The organism is Streptomyces sp. NPDC004284 (assembly GCF_042874035.1).
In the GTDB taxonomy this organism is placed as follows: Bacteria; Actinomycetota; Actinomycetes; order Streptomycetales; family Streptomycetaceae; genus Streptomyces.
The window spans coordinates 903572-920772 of the sequence record NZ_JBIAMJ010000002.1; the positions used below are offsets into that span (position 1 = coordinate 903572).

Annotated in this window: 16 protein-coding genes; 8 read left to right on the forward strand and 8 right to left on the reverse strand. The window is 73.3% G+C overall.

Annotated elements, in window-relative coordinates; genetic code table 11:
- Positions 1–2 precede the first annotated feature (2 nt).
- Positions 3–413 (forward strand): PPOX class F420-dependent oxidoreductase, encoded by a 411-nt coding sequence (locus tag ACFYUS_RS09180; RefSeq protein WP_388847532.1) that lies wholly within the window; start codon positions 3–5, stop codon positions 411–413.
- Here ACFYUS_RS09180 and ACFYUS_RS09185 read toward each other — a convergent pair.
- The 7 genes from ACFYUS_RS09185 to ACFYUS_RS09215 form a co-directional block, all read right to left on the reverse strand.
- Positions 385–1398, reverse strand: a complete 1014-nt coding sequence (locus ACFYUS_RS09185; protein ID WP_388847534.1) for a Gfo/Idh/MocA family protein — start codon at positions 1396–1398, stop codon at positions 385–387. The two genes, ACFYUS_RS09180 and ACFYUS_RS09185, sit on opposite strands and share 29 nt — an antisense overlap.
- On the reverse strand, positions 1395–2387 hold the full coding sequence (locus ACFYUS_RS09190; protein ID WP_388847536.1) for a hypothetical protein: 993 nt from the start codon (positions 2385–2387) through the stop codon (positions 1395–1397). The genes ACFYUS_RS09185 and ACFYUS_RS09190 overlap by 4 nt, the downstream gene beginning before the upstream one ends.
- Positions 2384–4036: a thiamine pyrophosphate-binding protein gene (locus ACFYUS_RS09195; RefSeq protein WP_388847538.1), complete on the reverse strand. Its 1653-nt coding sequence runs from the start codon at positions 4034–4036 to the stop codon at positions 2384–2386. Before ACFYUS_RS09195 ends, ACFYUS_RS09190 begins: the two co-directional genes overlap by 4 nt.
- The gene (locus tag ACFYUS_RS09200) at positions 4036–4914 is read right to left on the reverse strand and encodes a hypothetical protein (protein ID WP_388847540.1); all 879 of its coding nucleotides are present in this window, start codon (positions 4912–4914) and stop codon (positions 4036–4038) included. The genes ACFYUS_RS09195 and ACFYUS_RS09200 overlap by 1 nt, the downstream gene beginning before the upstream one ends.
- Positions 4907–6097, reverse strand: coding sequence for a pyridoxal-phosphate dependent enzyme (locus ACFYUS_RS09205; protein ID WP_388847542.1), 1191 nt, complete (start codon positions 6095–6097; stop codon positions 4907–4909). Before ACFYUS_RS09205 ends, ACFYUS_RS09200 begins: the two co-directional genes overlap by 8 nt.
- A complete protein-coding gene (locus ACFYUS_RS09210) occupies positions 6094–7725 on the reverse strand; it encodes a DUF6917 domain-containing protein (protein ID WP_388847544.1) in 1632 nt (543 codons plus the stop codon). The genes ACFYUS_RS09205 and ACFYUS_RS09210 overlap by 4 nt, the downstream gene beginning before the upstream one ends.
- Before the next feature lie 86 nt (positions 7726–7811).
- Entirely contained in the window at positions 7812–8846 is a 1035-nt protein-coding gene (locus ACFYUS_RS09215; protein WP_388847546.1) for a mandelate racemase/muconate lactonizing enzyme family protein, read from the reverse strand.
- Between the two features lie 201 nt (positions 8847–9047).
- Here ACFYUS_RS09215 and ACFYUS_RS09220 point away from each other — a divergent pair, with 201 nt between their 5' ends.
- Both ACFYUS_RS09220 and ACFYUS_RS09225 read left to right on the forward strand, forming a co-directional pair.
- Positions 9048–10688: a carbamoyltransferase gene (locus ACFYUS_RS09220; RefSeq protein ID WP_388847548.1), complete on the forward strand. Its 1641-nt coding sequence runs from the start codon at positions 9048–9050 to the stop codon at positions 10686–10688.
- A gap of 2 nt (positions 10689–10690) precedes the next feature.
- Positions 10691–11608 (forward strand): phosphotransferase enzyme family protein, encoded by a 918-nt coding sequence (locus ACFYUS_RS09225; RefSeq protein ID WP_388847550.1) that lies wholly within the window; start codon positions 10691–10693, stop codon positions 11606–11608.
- Positions 11609–11627: 19 nt separating this feature from the next.
- Here the strand turns inward: ACFYUS_RS09225 and ACFYUS_RS09230 are convergent, their stop codons facing one another.
- Positions 11628–11975: a tetratricopeptide repeat protein gene (locus tag ACFYUS_RS09230; RefSeq protein ID WP_388847782.1), complete on the reverse strand. Its 348-nt coding sequence runs from the start codon at positions 11973–11975 to the stop codon at positions 11628–11630.
- On the opposite strand from ACFYUS_RS09230, the gene ACFYUS_RS09235 reads away from it, so the two are divergent.
- From ACFYUS_RS09235 to ACFYUS_RS09255, 5 genes are all read left to right on the forward strand, one after another.
- Positions 11963–12202, forward strand: a complete 240-nt coding sequence (locus tag ACFYUS_RS09235) for a hypothetical protein (RefSeq protein WP_388847552.1) — start codon at positions 11963–11965, stop codon at positions 12200–12202. The two genes, ACFYUS_RS09230 and ACFYUS_RS09235, sit on opposite strands and share 13 nt — an antisense overlap.
- Before the next feature lie 159 nt (positions 12203–12361).
- On the forward strand, positions 12362–13855 hold the full coding sequence (locus ACFYUS_RS09240; RefSeq protein ID WP_388847554.1) for a DHA2 family efflux MFS transporter permease subunit: 1494 nt from the start codon (positions 12362–12364) through the stop codon (positions 13853–13855).
- Positions 13856–14070: 215 nt separating this feature from the next.
- The gene (gene cseB / locus ACFYUS_RS09245) at positions 14071–14796 is read left to right on the forward strand and encodes a two-component system response regulator CseB (RefSeq protein WP_388847556.1); all 726 of its coding nucleotides are present in this window, start codon (positions 14071–14073) and stop codon (positions 14794–14796) included.
- A 14-nt stretch (positions 14797–14810) separates the two neighbouring features.
- The gene (locus ACFYUS_RS09250) at positions 14811–16076 is read left to right on the forward strand and encodes an ATP-binding protein (protein WP_388847558.1); all 1266 of its coding nucleotides are present in this window, start codon (positions 14811–14813) and stop codon (positions 16074–16076) included.
- Positions 16077–16212: 136 nt separating this feature from the next.
- Positions 16213–17196 (forward strand): D-alanyl-D-alanine carboxypeptidase family protein, encoded by a 984-nt coding sequence (locus tag ACFYUS_RS09255; protein ID WP_388847560.1) that lies wholly within the window; start codon positions 16213–16215, stop codon positions 17194–17196.
- The last annotated feature ends 5 nt before the right edge of the window (positions 17197–17201 follow it).

Consider the following 17201-nt stretch of genomic DNA (forward strand, 5'->3'; position numbering starts at 1 on the left):
CGGTGCCGGACGACGCCATTCCCGAGATCGCGCGCACGTGGATCGACGACAAGGCCTACGCGGTCCTCGCGACCGTGAGGTCGAAGGGGCAGCCGCACCTCTCGGTGGTGTGGTGCATGACGGACGGGGACGAGGTCCTCGTCAGCACGCTGCGCGAGCGGATCAAGTACCGGCACCTGGCCCGGGACCCCCGTGCCACGCTGCTGGTGTACCCCCGGGACAATCCGAACTCGTACGTGTCGCTGGAAGGCACGGTCGTCCTCCAGAAGGAGGACGCCGCGGACCTCATCCAGCGGTTGTCGATGAGGTACAAGGGCCGCGCCTACCCGGACGACGCCGGTGCCGAACGGGTGACGGTGCGGCTGCGGCCCGAGCGCGTCTTCGTCAGGGAGCTTCCGGCAGCAGGCCGGTGACCGGCAGCTGACGGCCCGAGCGGGCGGCCTCGACGGCGACGGCGGCGACCAGGGCCGCCGCGTACGCCTCACCGAGGCCGGCCGCCCGGGGCGGCTCGCCGCTCGTGCAGCACTCGGCGAAGTGCTCGTGCAGGCCGACGAATCCGGCGTCGTCGTCGTCGAGGACGTCGACCCGCGTCTCCGGCGCGTCGGCCGCGGCGCTCTCCGTGCGGAAGTACCGCTTGTCGAACCGGCCGCGGTCGAACGCCGCCGAGCCCGCCGTGCCCACGATGTCGAGACTGCCGAAGGGGATGTGCGCGTCGCTGATCCAGGAGCCCTCGACGGTTCCGACGGCCCCGCTGGGGAAGCGGAGCAGTACCGTCGCCGCGTCGGCCACCTGGTTGCGGCCCGGATGGACCATGGCGGTCACGGCATCGGGCCGCTCGTCGAGCATCCACATGATCTGGTCGATGCCGTGCACGAGGGACTCCATGATGATGCCGCCGCTGCGGGAGTCGTCCCACAGCCACGCGCCCTCCCGGTCCCGCAGGCTGTACATGCGGTGGTAGGCGTGGGCGACGGCGCCGAACTCGCCCGTCCGCACCCGCTGGTGCAGCGTCCTCAGCTGCGGGACGAACCGGAAGTGGTAGGGCACCATCACCGTCAGCCCCCGCTCCGCCGCCAGCCGCTCCAGGGCCGGAATGCGCTCCGGGCTCAGCCCCACCGGCTTCTCGATCACCAGGTGCCTGCCCGCGCGCAGCACCGCCTCGGCGATGTCCAGATGGGTGTCCGGAGGCGTGCAGACGATCACCGCGTCGACGTCCGGGTCCGTGAGCGCGTCGTCGAGGCGGTCCGTCACCCGGGGCGAGCCGAAGACGGCGGGCAGGTCGGCGGGCTGCCCGGGTTCGACGACGACGCGGACGAGTTCGGACCGCTCGACGCGGCGCAGGACACGGGCGTGCCGCCCGGCGGACCAGCCGCTTCCGACGATCGCGCAGTGGATCATGCCGTTCCTCCTGTGGTCGTGCCGGGGTCGATGACGAGGGCTTGGGCGGCGCGGGCGGCGATGAGTTCGGCGGTCAGTCCCGAGGCGTGCAGGAGTGCGCCGTAGTCGCCGGAGCCGGGGGAGGCCGTGAGATCGCAGCGCAGGAGCCGGGGGAGCGGCAGGACCGCGTGCGTCCCACCGGTCGTGAGGGCCTCCGCGAGGGTGGCGGCGAGCGCGCCCGGACCGGTCTGGTCCTCGCAGGCGAGCACCAGGGAGTACGGCCGGAGCAGGTCGGCGAGCCCGTCGGGCGCCGGGGCGAGCCGGCCGACCTCCAGGGCGGACGCGGCGATCCCGTACCGCTCGCCCAGCAGCCGCGCGGCCCGCTGCGCCTGCTCGCACAGGGCGCCCTGGGCGCACAGCAGGACGGGGCCGTCCCGCCGGGCGAGCCACCGCGCCGGCGCCCAGGCCTCGGCGGTGCCCGCGGGAGGGTCGAGCGCGACGGGCCGGCGGACGAGGCGGACCCAGCGGGGCCCCGGACGGGCGGCGCAGTACGCGGCCAGGGCACGCGCCCCCGCCGCGTCGGAGGGGGCGACGATCTCGACGCCCGGCAGGGCGCGTACGAGGGCGGCGTCCTCGGTGGCGTGGTGCTGGGCGCCGTCGCGGCCGGCGCTCAGTCCGGCCATGCCCGCGAGGACGGTCACGTCGGCCCCGTGCAGGGCGACGAGGGAGCGCAGCGGCTCCAGCGCGCGCAGGGACAGGAACGCCGCGAAGCCGGCGACGACCACCCGCAGCCCGGCCCGTGCCAGGCCGAACGCGGCGGCGACGGCGGTGGCCTCGGAGATGCCGGCGTCGAGCACGCGCTCCGGGTGACTCCGGGCGAACTCCCCGAGCCGGAAGGAGAGCGTGGCGTCGCAGGTGACGACGACGAACGGCTCGGGACGCCGGAGGAGCTCCTCGCACAGGGCGCCCGTGAACGCCTCCAGCTGGGTCTCGGCGGCCGGGGCGCTCACCCGCGCCCCGCCTGCCGCTCGGTGTACATCCGGAAGTCGGGCGAGGCGACGTCCGTCGCGAGGGGGACGTGGACGAGCGTCGGCCCCCGGTCCGCGAGCGCCGTCTTGAGGACGGCCTCGAAGGACGCCTCGTCCCGCACCGTGTGGGCCTGCCAGCCGAAGCCCCGTGCCACCGCGGTCCAGTCCGTGGGGGCGAAGGACTCCACGAGCCGGGGATCGCCCAGGCTGACCGAGGACACCCGGTTGAGGAGGCCGAAGGCGTTGTCGTCGAGGAGGACGAACACCAGGCGGGCCCCGGTGCGGACGGCGGTCTCCAGCTCCTGGCAGGCCAGCGCGAACCCGCCGTCGCCGCCGATGCCGACGACGGTCCGCTCCGGCTGCACGAGGGCCGTCGCGATGGCCGCGGGCAGCGCGTAGCCGATGCTTCCGCTGCCGCGCGGCGCGATCACGGACCGCCCGGCCGTACGGCAGCGGAAGTGGGCCCCCGCCCAGCTGCACGCGCGGGACGCGTCGGCGACGACGGCGGTGTCGTCCGGGCACAGCTCGGTCAGGGCGTGGACGAGGGCGCCGGGCGACGGGCTGATGCCGTCCTGCGGCGGGTCGAGCAGGCCCCCCGAGGTGCCCGTCCAGCGGGGCGAGCCCCGCCATCCGGCCGCGCCCAGCGCCTCGCCCAGGTCGTCCAGGGCCGCCCCCGCGTCGGCGTGCAGGGCGTGCCGGGGGGCGAGGATGCGGCCGAGCTCCTCCTCGTCGACGTCCACCTGGACGCAGACGGCGCCGGGACCCGGCAGCCGCCCGTACCCCGTGGACTTGTCGCCCGCCTTGCTGCCGATCCACAGCACCACGTCGGCGCGTTCGGCGAGGGCGTTGGCGGCCGTCGATCCCTTCGCGCCGACGACGCCGATGCTGTGGGGGTCGGTCTCGGCCAGGACGCCCTTGCCGTTGAAGGTCGTGCCCACGGGGATGCCGAACCGGTCGGTGAAGTCCGCCAGTTGTCCGTACGCCCCGGAGAGCTGCACGCCGCCGCCCGCGACCAGCAGGGGGCGCTCGGCGGCCATGAGCAGGCGCACCACGTCGGCCAGCTCCCGGCGGTCGGGACGGATCCGGACGGGGGAGCGCCCGGCCGCGAGCGGGCCTTCGAGCGGGCCTTCGTACGGTGCGGCGAGGAGGTCGGACGGTACGTCGAGGTGGACCGGACCGGGGCGCCCCGAGACCGCGAGGCGGACCGCGCGCGCGGCCGTCTCCGGCAGCCGGGCCGCGTCCGGCACCGCGAGGGTGGCCTTCACCGCCGGCCGGAACATCTCCTGGTGCCGGCACGCCGCCGTGCTCCACCGGCCCTCCTGCGACGCGGGGACGCCACTGGTGAGCGCGACGAGCGGAACGGAACTGTTGTGGGCCTCGTGCAGGGCGGGCAGGAGCAGCGGGGAGCCGATCCCGCCGGGGGCGTCCACGACGGCGACCCCGCCGGTGAACCTGGCACAGGCGTCCGCCATGTACCCGGCGGCGGTCTCGCTGCGGGCCATCACGTGCCGGACCCCGGCACGGCGCACGGCGGCGTACCACGGCAGCGTGGACTCGCCGGGCAGGCCGAAGAACATCTCCACTCCCGCGCCGCGCAGGGCGTGGACCAGTACGTCCGATCCGGTGCGCATCACGAACTCCTCCCGGGAACAACGGGCCCCGTCACGGGGCGGGCGAGACGGTCGCAGGCCCGTCGCAGGGCCTCGGTCAGGTGCTCCTCCGCCGCGGCGAGGACGGCGTCGTCGGGGATCCAGCTCATCGGTACGGGGCGTTCCTCCACGGCCGGAACGCCCTTGCCGCGCGTGGTCGCGGCCCACACCACGGCCGGGCCCTTCGTCTCCCCGAGCAACGCGCCGATCGCGTCGCCGAGTTGACGCGTGTCGTGTCCGTCCACGGCGGCGAACGCGGGTGCGGCGGCGCTCAGCATCCGCCGGGTGACGTCGGTCGGGGGGACGGCGCCGCCGGACTGGTAGCCGTTGGCGTCCACGACGAACAGGACGTTGCGCAGACCGGCGCGGACCGCCCACTGGATCCCCTCCAGGGCGATGCCGGACTGGAGTTCGCCGTCGCCCAGGACCACCGCGACGCGCCCCGTGCCGCCGAGCAGCGACAGACCGTGGGCGAGTCCCGCGGCCGCGGGCACGGCGAGGCCGAGCGACCCGCTGGTCATGCCCGCCGCCGGCAGGAAGGACAGATTGGGGTGCCCCTGGTAGGGGCTGCCCTGAGTGGCGTAACTCCCGTCCCCCCGCCAGTCGGTGACCGCGGCGTACAGGGCCGGGGCCGCGTGCCCCTTGGACAGGACGAGCCGGTCGTGGTCGGGGGTCTCCTCTCCGGGACCGGCGAGACGCAGGTGTTCGGCGAGGACCGCGAGGACGTCGGCCACCGAGAGGCAGGAGCCGAGGAAGCCCCAGCGGGCGGCCCGTACGGCGCGCACCGAGGCCAGGCGGATGCGCAGCGCCCGGGTCTCGACGCGGAGCAGGTGCCGTGTGTCGTACGACGGTTCAGTCATCGGCGGTTCCGTTCCGCTCGCCGCCGGTCAGATTGACCAGGACCGGCTCGTCGCGCCGGATCTCCCCGCGCGCGGCGAGCTGGGCGGCGCCCGCGAGGGCGGCCGCCGCGGCGAAGCACACGTCGATGCCCTCGTCCTGCGCCAGCCAGCGGCGTGCGTCGATCATCTCCGCGTCGGACACGGCGGCGAAGGAGCCGCCCGTTCCGGTGGTGATGGCCCGCATGTACGGATAGGTGTTGGTGGGGTCCCCGCGCAGGATCGCCTTGGCGAGGCCCTGCGGTCGGCGCAGGACGTGCTGCGGCAGGATGCGGTCGCTGCCGTCCTGGGCGGCGTTCCACATGGGGGCGCAGCTGCGCTGCTGCACGCACACGAAGCGGGGCATCCTCCGCAGCCTGCCCATCTCCAGGTACTCGCGGGCGCCCTTGTGCGCGCCGTAGACCCCCATGCCGCTGCTGACGGCCTGCACGACCACCGCCGGCTCCTCGGGCATCTGGTCGTACGCCTCCAGGTAGGCCAGCTTCAGGCCCTCGCGGCGGGCGGAGTTGAAGAATCCGCCCTCGAAGACCAGGCCGTGCTCGTCCGCGTGGGCGCGCCCCGCCTTGGCTGCGCCGACGAAGTCGTCGTCGACGACGTGCAGGGTGACGCCGGGGTGGTCGGTGTACTGGTGCCGGTCGACGAAGTCGCGCCCCGCGAAGAGATGGGCCCGCAGGCCCCGCGTGAACGGCAGGCCCCAGGCGAAGGAGCTGGAGCTGTTGCCGGTGGAACTGGCCACGAACTCGTCCACCCCCAGCTCCTGGAACACCGCCAGGACGCAGGCGGCCATGCGGTCCTTGGTGGTCCGCGTGGCGTTCTCCGTCTCGTCCTTCAGATAGAGCCGGTCGAGCCCGATGCGCGCGCCGAGCGTGCGGGCGTGGACGCACGGGGTGTTGCCGTCCCCGATGTGCAGGACGGACTCGGGCCGGCGCAAGGGGAGCAGATCGAAGTAGCGGGCGCCCGGAACGGCCTCGTCCTCGTGGACGGTCGCCGCCTTCAGGTCGTAGACCGGGTCCAGGAGTCCGCCGCAGTCGCAGGACGGTTCGGCGGCGGCGTACGGGCGGGTGCGGCCGCAGCGGACGCAGACCGCCCGGACGGTCTTCTCGCTCGCCCCGCCGGGTGCGGGAGACTGCCGGAGTGGGCGGGTCATGCGCGCTCGCCTCCTTCTGACGCTTCTGACGCTTCTGACGCTTCTGACGCTTCTGACGGGCGGACGTCGGCGGGTGACACGACGTGGAGTCCGCCGCCGGGGGTCAGCCCGCGCCGGCGCCCGGTGCGCCGGTCCTCGGACAGCAGGACCACGTTCATGTGGTTCGGCAGATGGGTGTCGTCGAATCCCAGGACGTGGCCCAGGAGGGTGCCGTCGGCCTCGCGCACCGCGTCACCGACGCAGAGCAGCCCCGCGTCGAACGCGGCGAAGCCCAGGTAGGCGACCTCGTCGACCCGGTCGCTGCCGGGCGGTGGCGGGGCCGGGGTGGTCATCAGCTCGTGCACGGCGCCCGCGCACACCGCGCGGGTCTGCCAGCGCTCCAGCCTCATGCCGCGCGAGAGGCGGCGGTGCTCCATGACGGCCACCCATGTCCCGCTCATCGGGGCGCGCGGCCAGCGCCGGGCGTCGGGCAGATCGGGCACGGGCGCGGTCAGCCGGCGGTCCCGCAGTCCGGCGCTCACCCGCTCGGCGGCCGGACCGTCGTACGCGGGCACGGTCGTCCACGGGAAGGCGGCCACGACGGAGCCGGAGACGTGTTCGCCGGCGGCCGCCGAAGTGGGGCCGATGCCGTGCCACGCCGGATAGCGGGCGGCCGCCACCGCGGCGGCCCGGCGCAGCGCGGCCTCGCGGGCGGCCCCCGGGACGGTCTCGGGGGATCTCCCGGACGGTGCGGTCACCAGGGCCAAGGGGGCCTGTCCGGTACGGGCGCCTCCCAGGGCGCGGACGAGCTCGTCGGCGGTGAACGTGACGTGTGCGCCGTGGCCGTTCGCGCCCTCCTCGCCCCGGCCCGGCTCGGGCAGGGCGAGGGACGGATGATCGGCCAGACAGGTCCGCCCGTTCAGGGCGGGACTGCGCCGCACCCAGGAGGCGGGCACCTCGCACGGCCCGGGCAGACCGCGCACCAGGATCCGGTCCGGCTCGCCCTCGACGGCGGTGAGCTGTACGGCCGACCAGGCGACCAGGTCCGCGGCGTGCCCGTACAGCAGGGGCAGGACCGCCCCGGCCGTCCCGGACCCGTGGTCGAGCAGCAGTGCCGTCCCCGAGGCGGAGCCCACGGCCGCCGCCGCGAGCACCGGACCGTCCTGCGCGGCCACCGCCGCGAGGAGCGCCTCGGCGAGCCAGGCCGGTTCGCGCACGGCCCCCGGATCGTCCCGGGCGCCGGCGTACAGCACGGTCCGTGCCGCGGCGTCGGCGAGGAAGCGGTCCCTCCGGCCTGGCACGCGGACGATGCGGAACCGGCTCGACGCGCCCGGTGCGGTGCCGAGGCCGGTACGGCCCCGGTGCAGTGCGAGCGGCTCGGAGGGGCGGCCGTCGGGGGCGTCGAGCCGGTCGAGCGCGGGCGGGTCGACGAGCGCCGCCAGACAGACGGCGTCCGGCGGCCGGGCGCCGGGTCCGGGCGGGGCGGCGGGCCCCAGGACCGCGCCGGCGTAGGCGACGACGACGGGGTCGTTGCTCAGCAGCCTGACCCGCCGGGCGCCCACGGAGACGTCGACGGCGTGGTCGAGCGCGGCGCCGAGCGCCGAAGCGAGGTGTTCGAGGGTGTCGCTCTCCTGCACAGCGGCGGTCACGCGTCCTCCGTTGAGTCGTTCGATGACGTGGGAGTCGTTCGATGACGTCGTGGGACGGGCACCGGTGACGGCGGTGCCGGCGGGGGTCAGGCGAACCAGTGGTCGGGGACCGTGACGCCGAGGCCGGGGGCGGAGGGCAGGCTCAGGCGACCGTCGCGGACCTCGAAGCCCCCCTGGGGGCCGTGGTCGGGATCGAGGATGACGAGCGAGAAGTAGTAGTCGCAGCCGTCGGCCAGGCAGGGCAGGGTGAGCATCTGGTGCAGCGCGGCGGTCGTGCCGAGGCGCGACTCCTCGAACGCCCCGGCGTAGCCGTAGACCCCGGACAGGGCCGCCGCGGTGGCGATCCGCCCGGTGGCGCCGTAGCCGCCGAGCTTGCCGATCTTGAGGCTGATGACGTCGTAGCAGCCCTCGGCGAGCAGCCGGCGGGCGTCGGCGGGCGTACGGCAGCCCTCGTCGGCGCACAGGCGGATGCCCGAGGAGTCCCGCAGCCGGCGCAGCGGCTGCGACTGCTCGGGCGGGAAGGGCTGTTCCACGAAGTCGATCGGGATGTCCGCCACCGCGTCCAGCAGCCGGGGCACCGTCAGCGGGTCCGCCGTGCAGTTGAAGTCGAGCCGGAGGGTGATGTCGTCGTAGCGGCCGGCGAGGGACGCGATCCGGGCCGCGTCCGTGCGCCAGTCCCGTACGCCGGTCTTCACCTTGAAGATCCGGTAACCCTCCTCGTACCGGGCCCGGACCAGGTCCGCCTCCTCGGCCGCGTCCTGGGCCGACACGGAGTACGACAGACCGAGATCGGCGCGGCGCAGTCCGCCGAGAAGGGTGTAGACGGGTACGTTGAGGCTGCGCGCGGCCAGGTCGTAGAGCGCCATTTCCACGGCGCTCTTCGCCCCCGGATTTCCGACGATGGCGGTGTCCACATCGGCCATGATGCTGTTGAGATCGAGAACGTCACGGCCGATCAGAATCCGGCCGATGACGTTCTCGGCCACCTGGCATATTCCCTCCGGTGTTTCCGAGGAGAATTGGGCCCATGTCGCTGCCTCGCCGTATCCGCAGATCCCCTCGTCGCTCCGGATCCGCAGGAAGGCATTGGTCACCGAATCGATCAGCGAGTCGTTCCCCATTTCCTGTTTCTCGCGGGTGGGAAGGACCCGAACCGTGGCCGAAATATGCTCTATTCGCACGTATCGTCCCCTGGTGAGATGTCATGGCATGTGGGGGTTGGCGACCTTACGTTCCTCTCCGACTTCCCTTACGGTAGAACGGTTCACTGCTCACTGGAAGGGCGCACCCGAAGAGCGCACGGTAGGCACGAAGGGGAGCACATGAAAATTCTCGGCATCAACGCGATCTTCCATGACCCCGCAGCCGCCCTGGTCGTCGACGGTGAAATCGTCACCGCGCAGGAGGAAGAGCGGCTGACGCGGAAGAAGGCTCGAAAGACCCCCGTTCCTTTCAACCGCTGGGAACTTCCGGAGTTCGCCGCGGCGAGCTGTCTGGCCGAATCTGGACTGTCCATGAGGGACCTCGACGCCGTCGTCTACTCCTACGAGCCGTCTCTCGTGCCGGAACCGGACACCAGTGAACCGAGGGGCTTCTGGGAGAAGGTCCACAAGACCTACGCCCAGACGACACCCGAATTTCTGCACAGAATGTTCCCCGACCTCGATCCGGCCAAGGTCACCTTCGTCCCCCACCACTTCGCCCACGCCGCCTCGGCCTATCTGGCGGCCCCGTACGACAGCTGCGCGGTCCTCGTCCTCGACGGCCGCGGCGAGCACGCGACCCACCTCGCCGGCCGCGCCGAGCACGGCGTGCTGACCGTCCTGGCCGGTCAGCAGCTGCCCCACTCGCTGGGCCACCTGTACGAGGACGTCACGGAACACCTCGGTTTCCGCCGGTCCGCCGACGAGTACAAGGTGATGGCCCTCGCCGCCTACGGGCAGCCCGCCTATCTGCGCCGCTTCCGGGAGCGGGTGCGCGCCACCCCCGACGGCACCTTCGTCGTCGAGCCGCTCGGCCTGGACGAGCTGATGCCCCGCCGGCTGCGCGGCGAGAAGATGGAGTCCCACCACGCGGACCTCGCCGCCAGCGTCCAGCGACGCCTCGAAGAGGTCCTCCTCGACCTCGCGCGCTGGCTCAAGCAGCAGACCGGGGAACGGAACCTGGCCATCGCCGGAGGCGTGGGGTTCAACTGCGTGGCCAACTCCCGCATCGTCCGCGACGGCCCGTTCGAATCCGTCTGGATCCAGCCCGCGGCAGGAGACGCGGGCACCGCGCTCGGCGGCGCCCTGTACGCCGCCCAGGCCGCGGGCGACCCCGTCAAGCACATGACCACCGCGGCCCTGGGACGCGGCTGGAGCGACGCGGAGACGGAGGCCTGGCTCCAGGCCAACCGGATCTCCTACTCGCGCCCGGCGGACGTGGCCTCGGTCGCGGCCCGCGCGCTCGCCGACAACAAGGTCATCGGCTGGTTCCAGGGCCGCAGCGAGTTCGGCCCCCGCGCCCTGGGCCACCGCAGCATCCTGGCCAACCCCTGCTACCCCGGCAACCTCGAACGCCTCAACGACATCAAGGGACGCGAACAGTTCCGGCCCGTCGCCCCGATGGTCCTCCTGGAACGCGCCGCGGAGATCTTCGACGGGCCGCTGCCCAGCCCCTACATGCTCTTCACCCACCAGGTCCGGCCCGACTGGGCCGAGCGCATCCCGGCCGCCCTGCACGTCGACGGCAGCGCCCGCATCCAGACCGTCGACGCGGCCGACGAACCCGTCGTCGCCCGCATGCTGAAGGAGTTCGAGCGGGAGACGGGCGTCCCGGTCGTCATCAACACCAGCTTCAACGTGGCCGAGATGCCCATCGCGGACCACCCGCGCGACGCCGTCGCCTGCTTCGCCACCACCCCGATGGACCTCCTCGTCCTCGGACCGTTCGTGCTCCGCCGGCGCGACCTCGCGGCGGACTGACGATGGGCACGGCACCGTTCGACGCCGAGGCGTTCCACCGCGCGCTGGACGGCGCCTGCCGGACCGTGGGCGTGAGCGCGGAAGGCGCAGAACTGCTCCACATCACGGTGAACGCCGTCTTCCGCCTCCGCTCCGCCCCCCTCGTCGTACGCATCGCGGGTCCTCAACTGGCCACGGAGGACGCCACCCGCATCGTGCGCCTGGCGCGGTGGCTGGAGGACCAGGACCTGCCCACCGTGCGGCTCGCCGCGCTCCCCGTCGACCAGCCGGTCATCACGGCGAACGGGATGCCGGCCACGTTCTGGCGCTACCTCCCCCAGCGCCCGGAACACCAGCCGACCGCATCCGAACTGGCCGCACCCCTCCGCCGGATCCACGCACTCGACCCACCCCCCTACCCCCTGCCCGAGTGGAACCCCCTGCGCGTGGCCCGCGCTCGGCTCCGCCGGGCCCCGGACGACATCCCGCCCGACGACCTCGCCTTCCTCCACGGCCTCGCCGACGAAGTGGCGGACGAACTGCCCCGCCTTCCCTTCGCGCTCCCGCGCGCGGTCATCCACGGCGACGCCCACATCGGCAACATGCTGCGCGCGCCCGAGGGCCATGCCGTCCTGTGCGACCTGGACTTCATGTGCCTCGGGCCGCCCGAATGGGACCTGGCCCCCGAACTCGTCGGCTGCCTGCGGTACGGACGCCCCTGGGCGGACTACCAACGCCTCGTCGACGCGTACGGTTTCGACCCCCGCGACTGGGCCGGCCTCCCCGCCCTGATCCGCGTCCACGCGCTCAACGTGCTCACCGTGGTCCTGCCGCTCCTGCGCACCCACCCCTCCTTGCGCGCCGAATGGCACCGCCGCATCGGGGATCTGCGCGACGGGGTCAGGACGGGACCGTGGGTGTCGTACCGGACCGTCATGTGAGAGGAGGTTCCCGGTCCGCTCAGAGGAAGAGGAAGGGGCCGCCTCCGTCGTGCGCGGAAGCGGACGCCGTGTCCTCGGCCAGACGCAGGGCGTGCGCGGTCTGATGCGCACGCCGGGTGTCGGACACGGACGTGAAGACCGCCAGCGCCCGCCGGTAGGCCTCCGCCGCCCTGTCCGGCCGCCCGAGACCGGACAGGGCGCGGCCGATGACCTGGTGGGCGCCTCCCGGCCCCCACGCGTCGTCGATCTGCCGGAACAGCGCGAGCGAGGCCTGCGCCGCTTCGAGGGCCTGTGCGTGGAGGCCCTGGTCGGCGTAGGCGGCACCCCTGCGGTACCGGGCCCTCGCGATCCCGCGTGGAGCGTCCAGTACGGAGCCGCCGTCGTGGGATCGGCGAACTACGGGCGAGCGTCTACGTCGAGTGCCAGATCTCGTACGGAGGCTGGGACGGTCAGCACTACCTGAACGGCCAGGAGTTCAGGACCTGGGACCGCCTGTCCGACGGAACCCGGGTCTACGACTGGTGGTTGAACACCGCGGTGGTCGCCTCCGACGGCTACTCGCCGGGGATGCCCCACTGCGCCTTCGCCCCGTAACCGCCACAGGCACCGCCCGGTGCGTCCCCGGACGCGCCGGGCGGTGACGGTAAATGGGTTGAGCCCCGTCGGCGGAATCGGGAGGATCGGAGACCACCGATGAGTTCTTCCCGGCACCGCGGTCTGCCCATGTGACCCGCCCGAGCGGAGGACACTCACATGACGGAAGGCACCATGCTCGCATCCCCCGCGGCGCCCGCGCTCCCACCCGCCCGCGTCACCGCCGTACTGCGGATCCTCGTGCTGTCCACCTTCGTCGTCCTCCTCAACGAGACGATCATGGTCAACGCGATCCCGCGGCTCATGCGCGAGTTCGAGGTCACCGCGGCGGCCGCGGGGTGGCTGTCCACGTCCTTCATGCTCACCATGGCCGTCGTCATCCCGGTGACGGGGTGGTTCCTCCAGCGCGTGACGACCCGGACCGCCTTCGGCCTCGCCATGGCGCTGTTCCTCGCCGGCACGTCGCTGGCCGCGGCCGCGCCCGCCTTCCCCGTGCTGCTGACCGCCCGTGTCATCCAGGCCGGCGGCACCGCCGTCATGATGCCGCTGCTCATGACGACGCTGATGACCCTCGTGCCCCCGCAGGACCGCGGCCGGGTCATGGGGAACATCACCCTCGTCATCTCCGTCGCACCCGCACTCGGCCCCGCGGCCTCCGGCGTGCTGCTGCAACTGGGGTCATGGCGCCTGCTGTTCCTGGCCGTGCTGCCCATCGCCGGAGCCATGGCCCTCCTCGGCCGGCGCCAACTGGTCAACATCGGAGAGCCGCAGGCCGGCCCCATCGACTGGCTGTCCGTACCCCTGGCGGCGGTGGGCTTCGGCGCCCTCGTCTACGGCCTGAGCGGGCTCGGTGCCGAGGGCTCGGCCCAGGCCCCCGTGCCCCCGGCGGTCACGACCCTGGCAGGCGTCGTCCTGGTGGGCCTGTTCGCCTGGCGGCAGCTGGCACTGCAGCGCTCCTCCACACCGCTGCTCGACCTGCGCACGCTGACGCACCGGCACTTCTCCGTGGCGCTCGTCCTGATGTGCCTGTCCTTCATGGCCCTCATGGGCGCGTTCATCCTGCTGCCGATCTACCTCCAGGAGGTGTCCGAGCTGACCTCACTGCAGACCGGGCTGCTCCTCATCCCCGGCGGCCTGACCATGGGCCTGCTCGGACCGCAGGTCGGCAAGCTCTACGACCGGCTCGGCGCACCCCGCCTCGTCGTACCCGGAGCCGCGCTCACCGCGGTCTGCCTCGCCCTGTTCGCCCTCCTCACGAGCGAACAGACCTCGCCGTGGCTGGTACTCGTCCTGCACGTGGCCCTGAGCGCCGGCATGGCGTTCGTGTTCACCCCCGTCTTCACGTCCGGCCTGTCCGTACTGCCGCCGCACCTCTACCCCCACGGCTCCGCCATTCTGGGCTCGCTCCAGCAGGTCGCGGCCGCCGCCGGCACCGCCCTGGTCATCAGCGTCATGTCGGGACACGCCGCCACGGCGGCGGCCGGCGGAGCCGACACCGCCGGTGCCCTGGCGACGGGCGTCCGGTGGGGATTCGGCGTCGGCGCCGTGATCGGCGGACTGGCCGTACTGATCGCCCTGCTGGTCCGCACCCCGCCCGCTCCGCAGCAGCCCGTCGAGCCGGGGGTCAAGGACGCGGCGGCACCACGGACATGACCGCGGGGACACCCGCCGGCCGACGCCGGCGGGTGTCCGTGCGGCAGTGGCGGCGCAGTTGTGCGTCGAAGGCCGCGCAGGCGTGTATCAGTCCCGTATCAGGCCTGGTCAGGCCTACCGCTTCGCCGGTTCCGCGGGCGTTCCGGCTCCGGCGGCCCCCCGCGGGGCGTGAGGCATGATGGAGGACCGACCGGTACCCCGCCCGATGGATGCACATGTCTGATTCCGCTCCCGTGACGATCCTGCTCGTCGAGGACGACGAGGTGATCCGCAGATCCGTCGCGATGGCCCTGGAGCGCTACGGCTACGGAGTGATGGCCGCGGGCGACGGTCTGACCGGACTGGAGCTGTCCCGGGAGGGCCGGCACGACCTGCTGCTGCTCGACGTGATGCTGCCGGACCTGGACGGCATCGGGCTGTGCCGCCGGATCAGGGAGACCAGCATGGAACCGATCCTGATGATGTCCGCGCGCGGCGACTCCCTCGACGTGGTCTCCGGACTGGAGGCCGGCGCCGACGACTACGTGGTCAAGCCCGTCGACACCGCGGTCCTGGTCGCCCGGATCCGCTCACTGCTGCGCCGCGCCGCCTTCGTACCCCCGCAGAACGAGCAGACCGGGCAACCGGGGCGGACCGAGCGTGCCGGGGTGGCCGACGGCCTGCTGGTCTTCGGCGACCTGACGGTCGACCCCGCGGCGCTGGAGGTCCGCAGGGGCGGCGCGGAGATCGCCCTCGCCCCGACGGAGCTGCGGCTCCTGCTGGAGTTCGCCTCCCACCCCGGGATCGTGCTGGACCGCCAGACCCTGCTGCGCAACGTCTGGGACTACGGCTGGGACGGCGACACCCGGGTCGTCGATCTGTGCGTGCAGCGGCTGCGCAAGAAGATCGGCGCCGACCGCGTCGAGACGGTCCGCGGCTTCGGCTACAAACTCCGGCGCTGAACGGAACGCCCCGGATGACGGCCATGAGCGCGCTGCTGAACCCCCGTTCGCTGCGCTGGAAGATCATTCTGCTGGTGAGCCTGGCCTGTGCCGCGATGGCGCTGACGGTCGGCGTGCTCGTGCACGAATCGACCCTGAACCGGTCGATGCACGAGGGAGCGGGCAGGGCGGGCAACGCCCTGGACGAAGCGCTGGGAGAAGCCCGGGCCTCCCGGCGGGAAGCTCCCGTGGTGACCCCCGCGGAGCTTCCGGACGCCCTGCTGCGGCAGGTCGAACGTGACGGCGCGGGCACGCTCTACGAGGACAAGACCCCCGCTCCCGTCTTCTGGGCGGCGAAGAAGGAGGGCGGGCAGCTGTACGCGGTCGAGCTGGACATGACCGCGGACCGGCTCACCCGTCAGGCCCTCGACCGCCACATGTGGAAGTACTCGCTGCTCACCCTGGCCGTCGTCGTCCCGGTCACCGCTCTGGCGACCGAGCTGCCGGCGAGGCGTCTGCGCCGGGTGGCCCGCACGGCCCGCCGCATCACGGCCGGTGACCTCGACGCCCGCACCGAGACGGGACGCCGTGACGGCGACGAGGTCGGCGAGATCGCGGCCGTGGTCGACTCGATGGCCGACAGCCTGCGGCAGCGCATCGCCGCCGAGCAGCGCTTCACCGCCGATGTCGCGCACGAGCTGCGCACGCCGCTGATGGGCCTGGTCACCTCGGCCGGCCTGCTTCCCGAGGGCGAGGCCACCGACCTGGTCAGGGACCGGGTCCGGGTGCTGCGCGATCTGGTCGAGGACCTGCTGGAGATCTCCCGTCTCGACGCCGGCGCCGAACAGTCCCAGCCACGGCCGGTCGCCCTGACCGAACTCGTCCGGGAATCGGTCGCGAGGACGGGCCTCGCGGCAGGGGTGACCGACCGCGGCGCGGCGACGGCCGAGACGGATCCGCGGCGCCTGGACCGGATCATCGCCAACCTCGTCGTCAACGCCCACCGCCACGGCGCCGGCCCCGTCGAGGTCACCGTCTCCGGCCGGACGATCACCGTACGGGACCACGGCCCGGGTTTCCCCGAGGACCTGCTGGTCCACGGCCCGCAGCGGTTCCGTACGGGCGCGGCCGAGCGGGGGCGCGGCCACGGCCTGGGACTGACCATCGCGTCCGGTCAGGCGAAGGTGATCGAAGCGACGCTGGAGTTCACCAACGACCCCGGCGACGGGGGAGCGGTGGCGACCGTGCGTCTGCCCGAGGCGGGTCCGGCGGGAGCAGGGCCCGAGAGGGCTCCGGCCTGAGACACGGCCGGCCTGATACACGACCGATGGGTTCCTGAGCGCTCGCGACGGTTCCGCGTCCGTCGTGCGGACACACCCGCCACGCAGCCTTGCTGCCGTACCGATCCCGTACGGCAGCCTTCGGAGGTGGCCCCCGATGTCCCTTTCCCCCGCCCACCGCAACCGCGTCACCGGCGGTGCGCTGGCCTTGTTCCTGCTGACGGCCCTCGGCGTCACCGCAGCCGGGACACAGGGCGGCTCCGCCTCCACGACCGGCACCGGAACCGACGTCGTGTCTCCCGCCGGCCCGGACGGCGGTCTGAAGGGGATCGTCGACGGCGCCACGATTCCGTGGCCGAAGGACGGCCAGACCGCCATCGGACTCGAAGACGCCCTGCCGGTCGGTGTGCCGGGCGAGCAGCGGCCCGTGCCGATCGCGAGCCTGGCGAAGGTGATGACCGCCCATGTGATCCTCAAGGAACACCCGCTGCGGCCGGGGGAGGCGGGCCCCGGGATCGAGGTGGACCGGCAGGCCGCGTACGAGGTCGGGGTCGGCGGCGAGTCGACCGTTCCGGTCCGGGCCGGCCGGAGCTACTCCCAACGCCGGCTCCTCGAGCTGCTGCTGATCCCCTCCGGGAACAACATCGCCCGCCTGCTGTCCCGTTGGGACTCCGGGACCCAGGAGGGCTTCGTGAAGAAGATGCAACGGGCCGCCGACGAGCTGGGCATGGACCGGTCGACCTACACGGGGGCGAGCGGGATCGAGGTGACGACCACGAGCACCGCGACCGACCAGCTCACACTGGCCCGCCAGGTGATGAAGGACCCCGTCTTCCGCGACATCGTGGCCAGCCGGACCGTCACCGTCCCCGGCATCGGCCCGATCACCAACACCAACTCCCTGCTGGACACCCCCGGCGTCGTCGGCCTCAAGACCGGCTCCAGCACCCCGGCGGGCGGCAACCTCCTGTGGGCCCGCGAGGTCCGCGTCGGCGGCAGGACGCGTCTGCTCCTGGGCGCCGTCCTGCACCAGCGGGCCGGCACCACTCCCGCCGAAGGCCTCCGGGCGGCCGTCGACGGCAGCCGCCGGCTGATCGCCGCACTCGGCGACCGGCTGGACCCGGCGCGGACGGAAGGCTGAGCGGC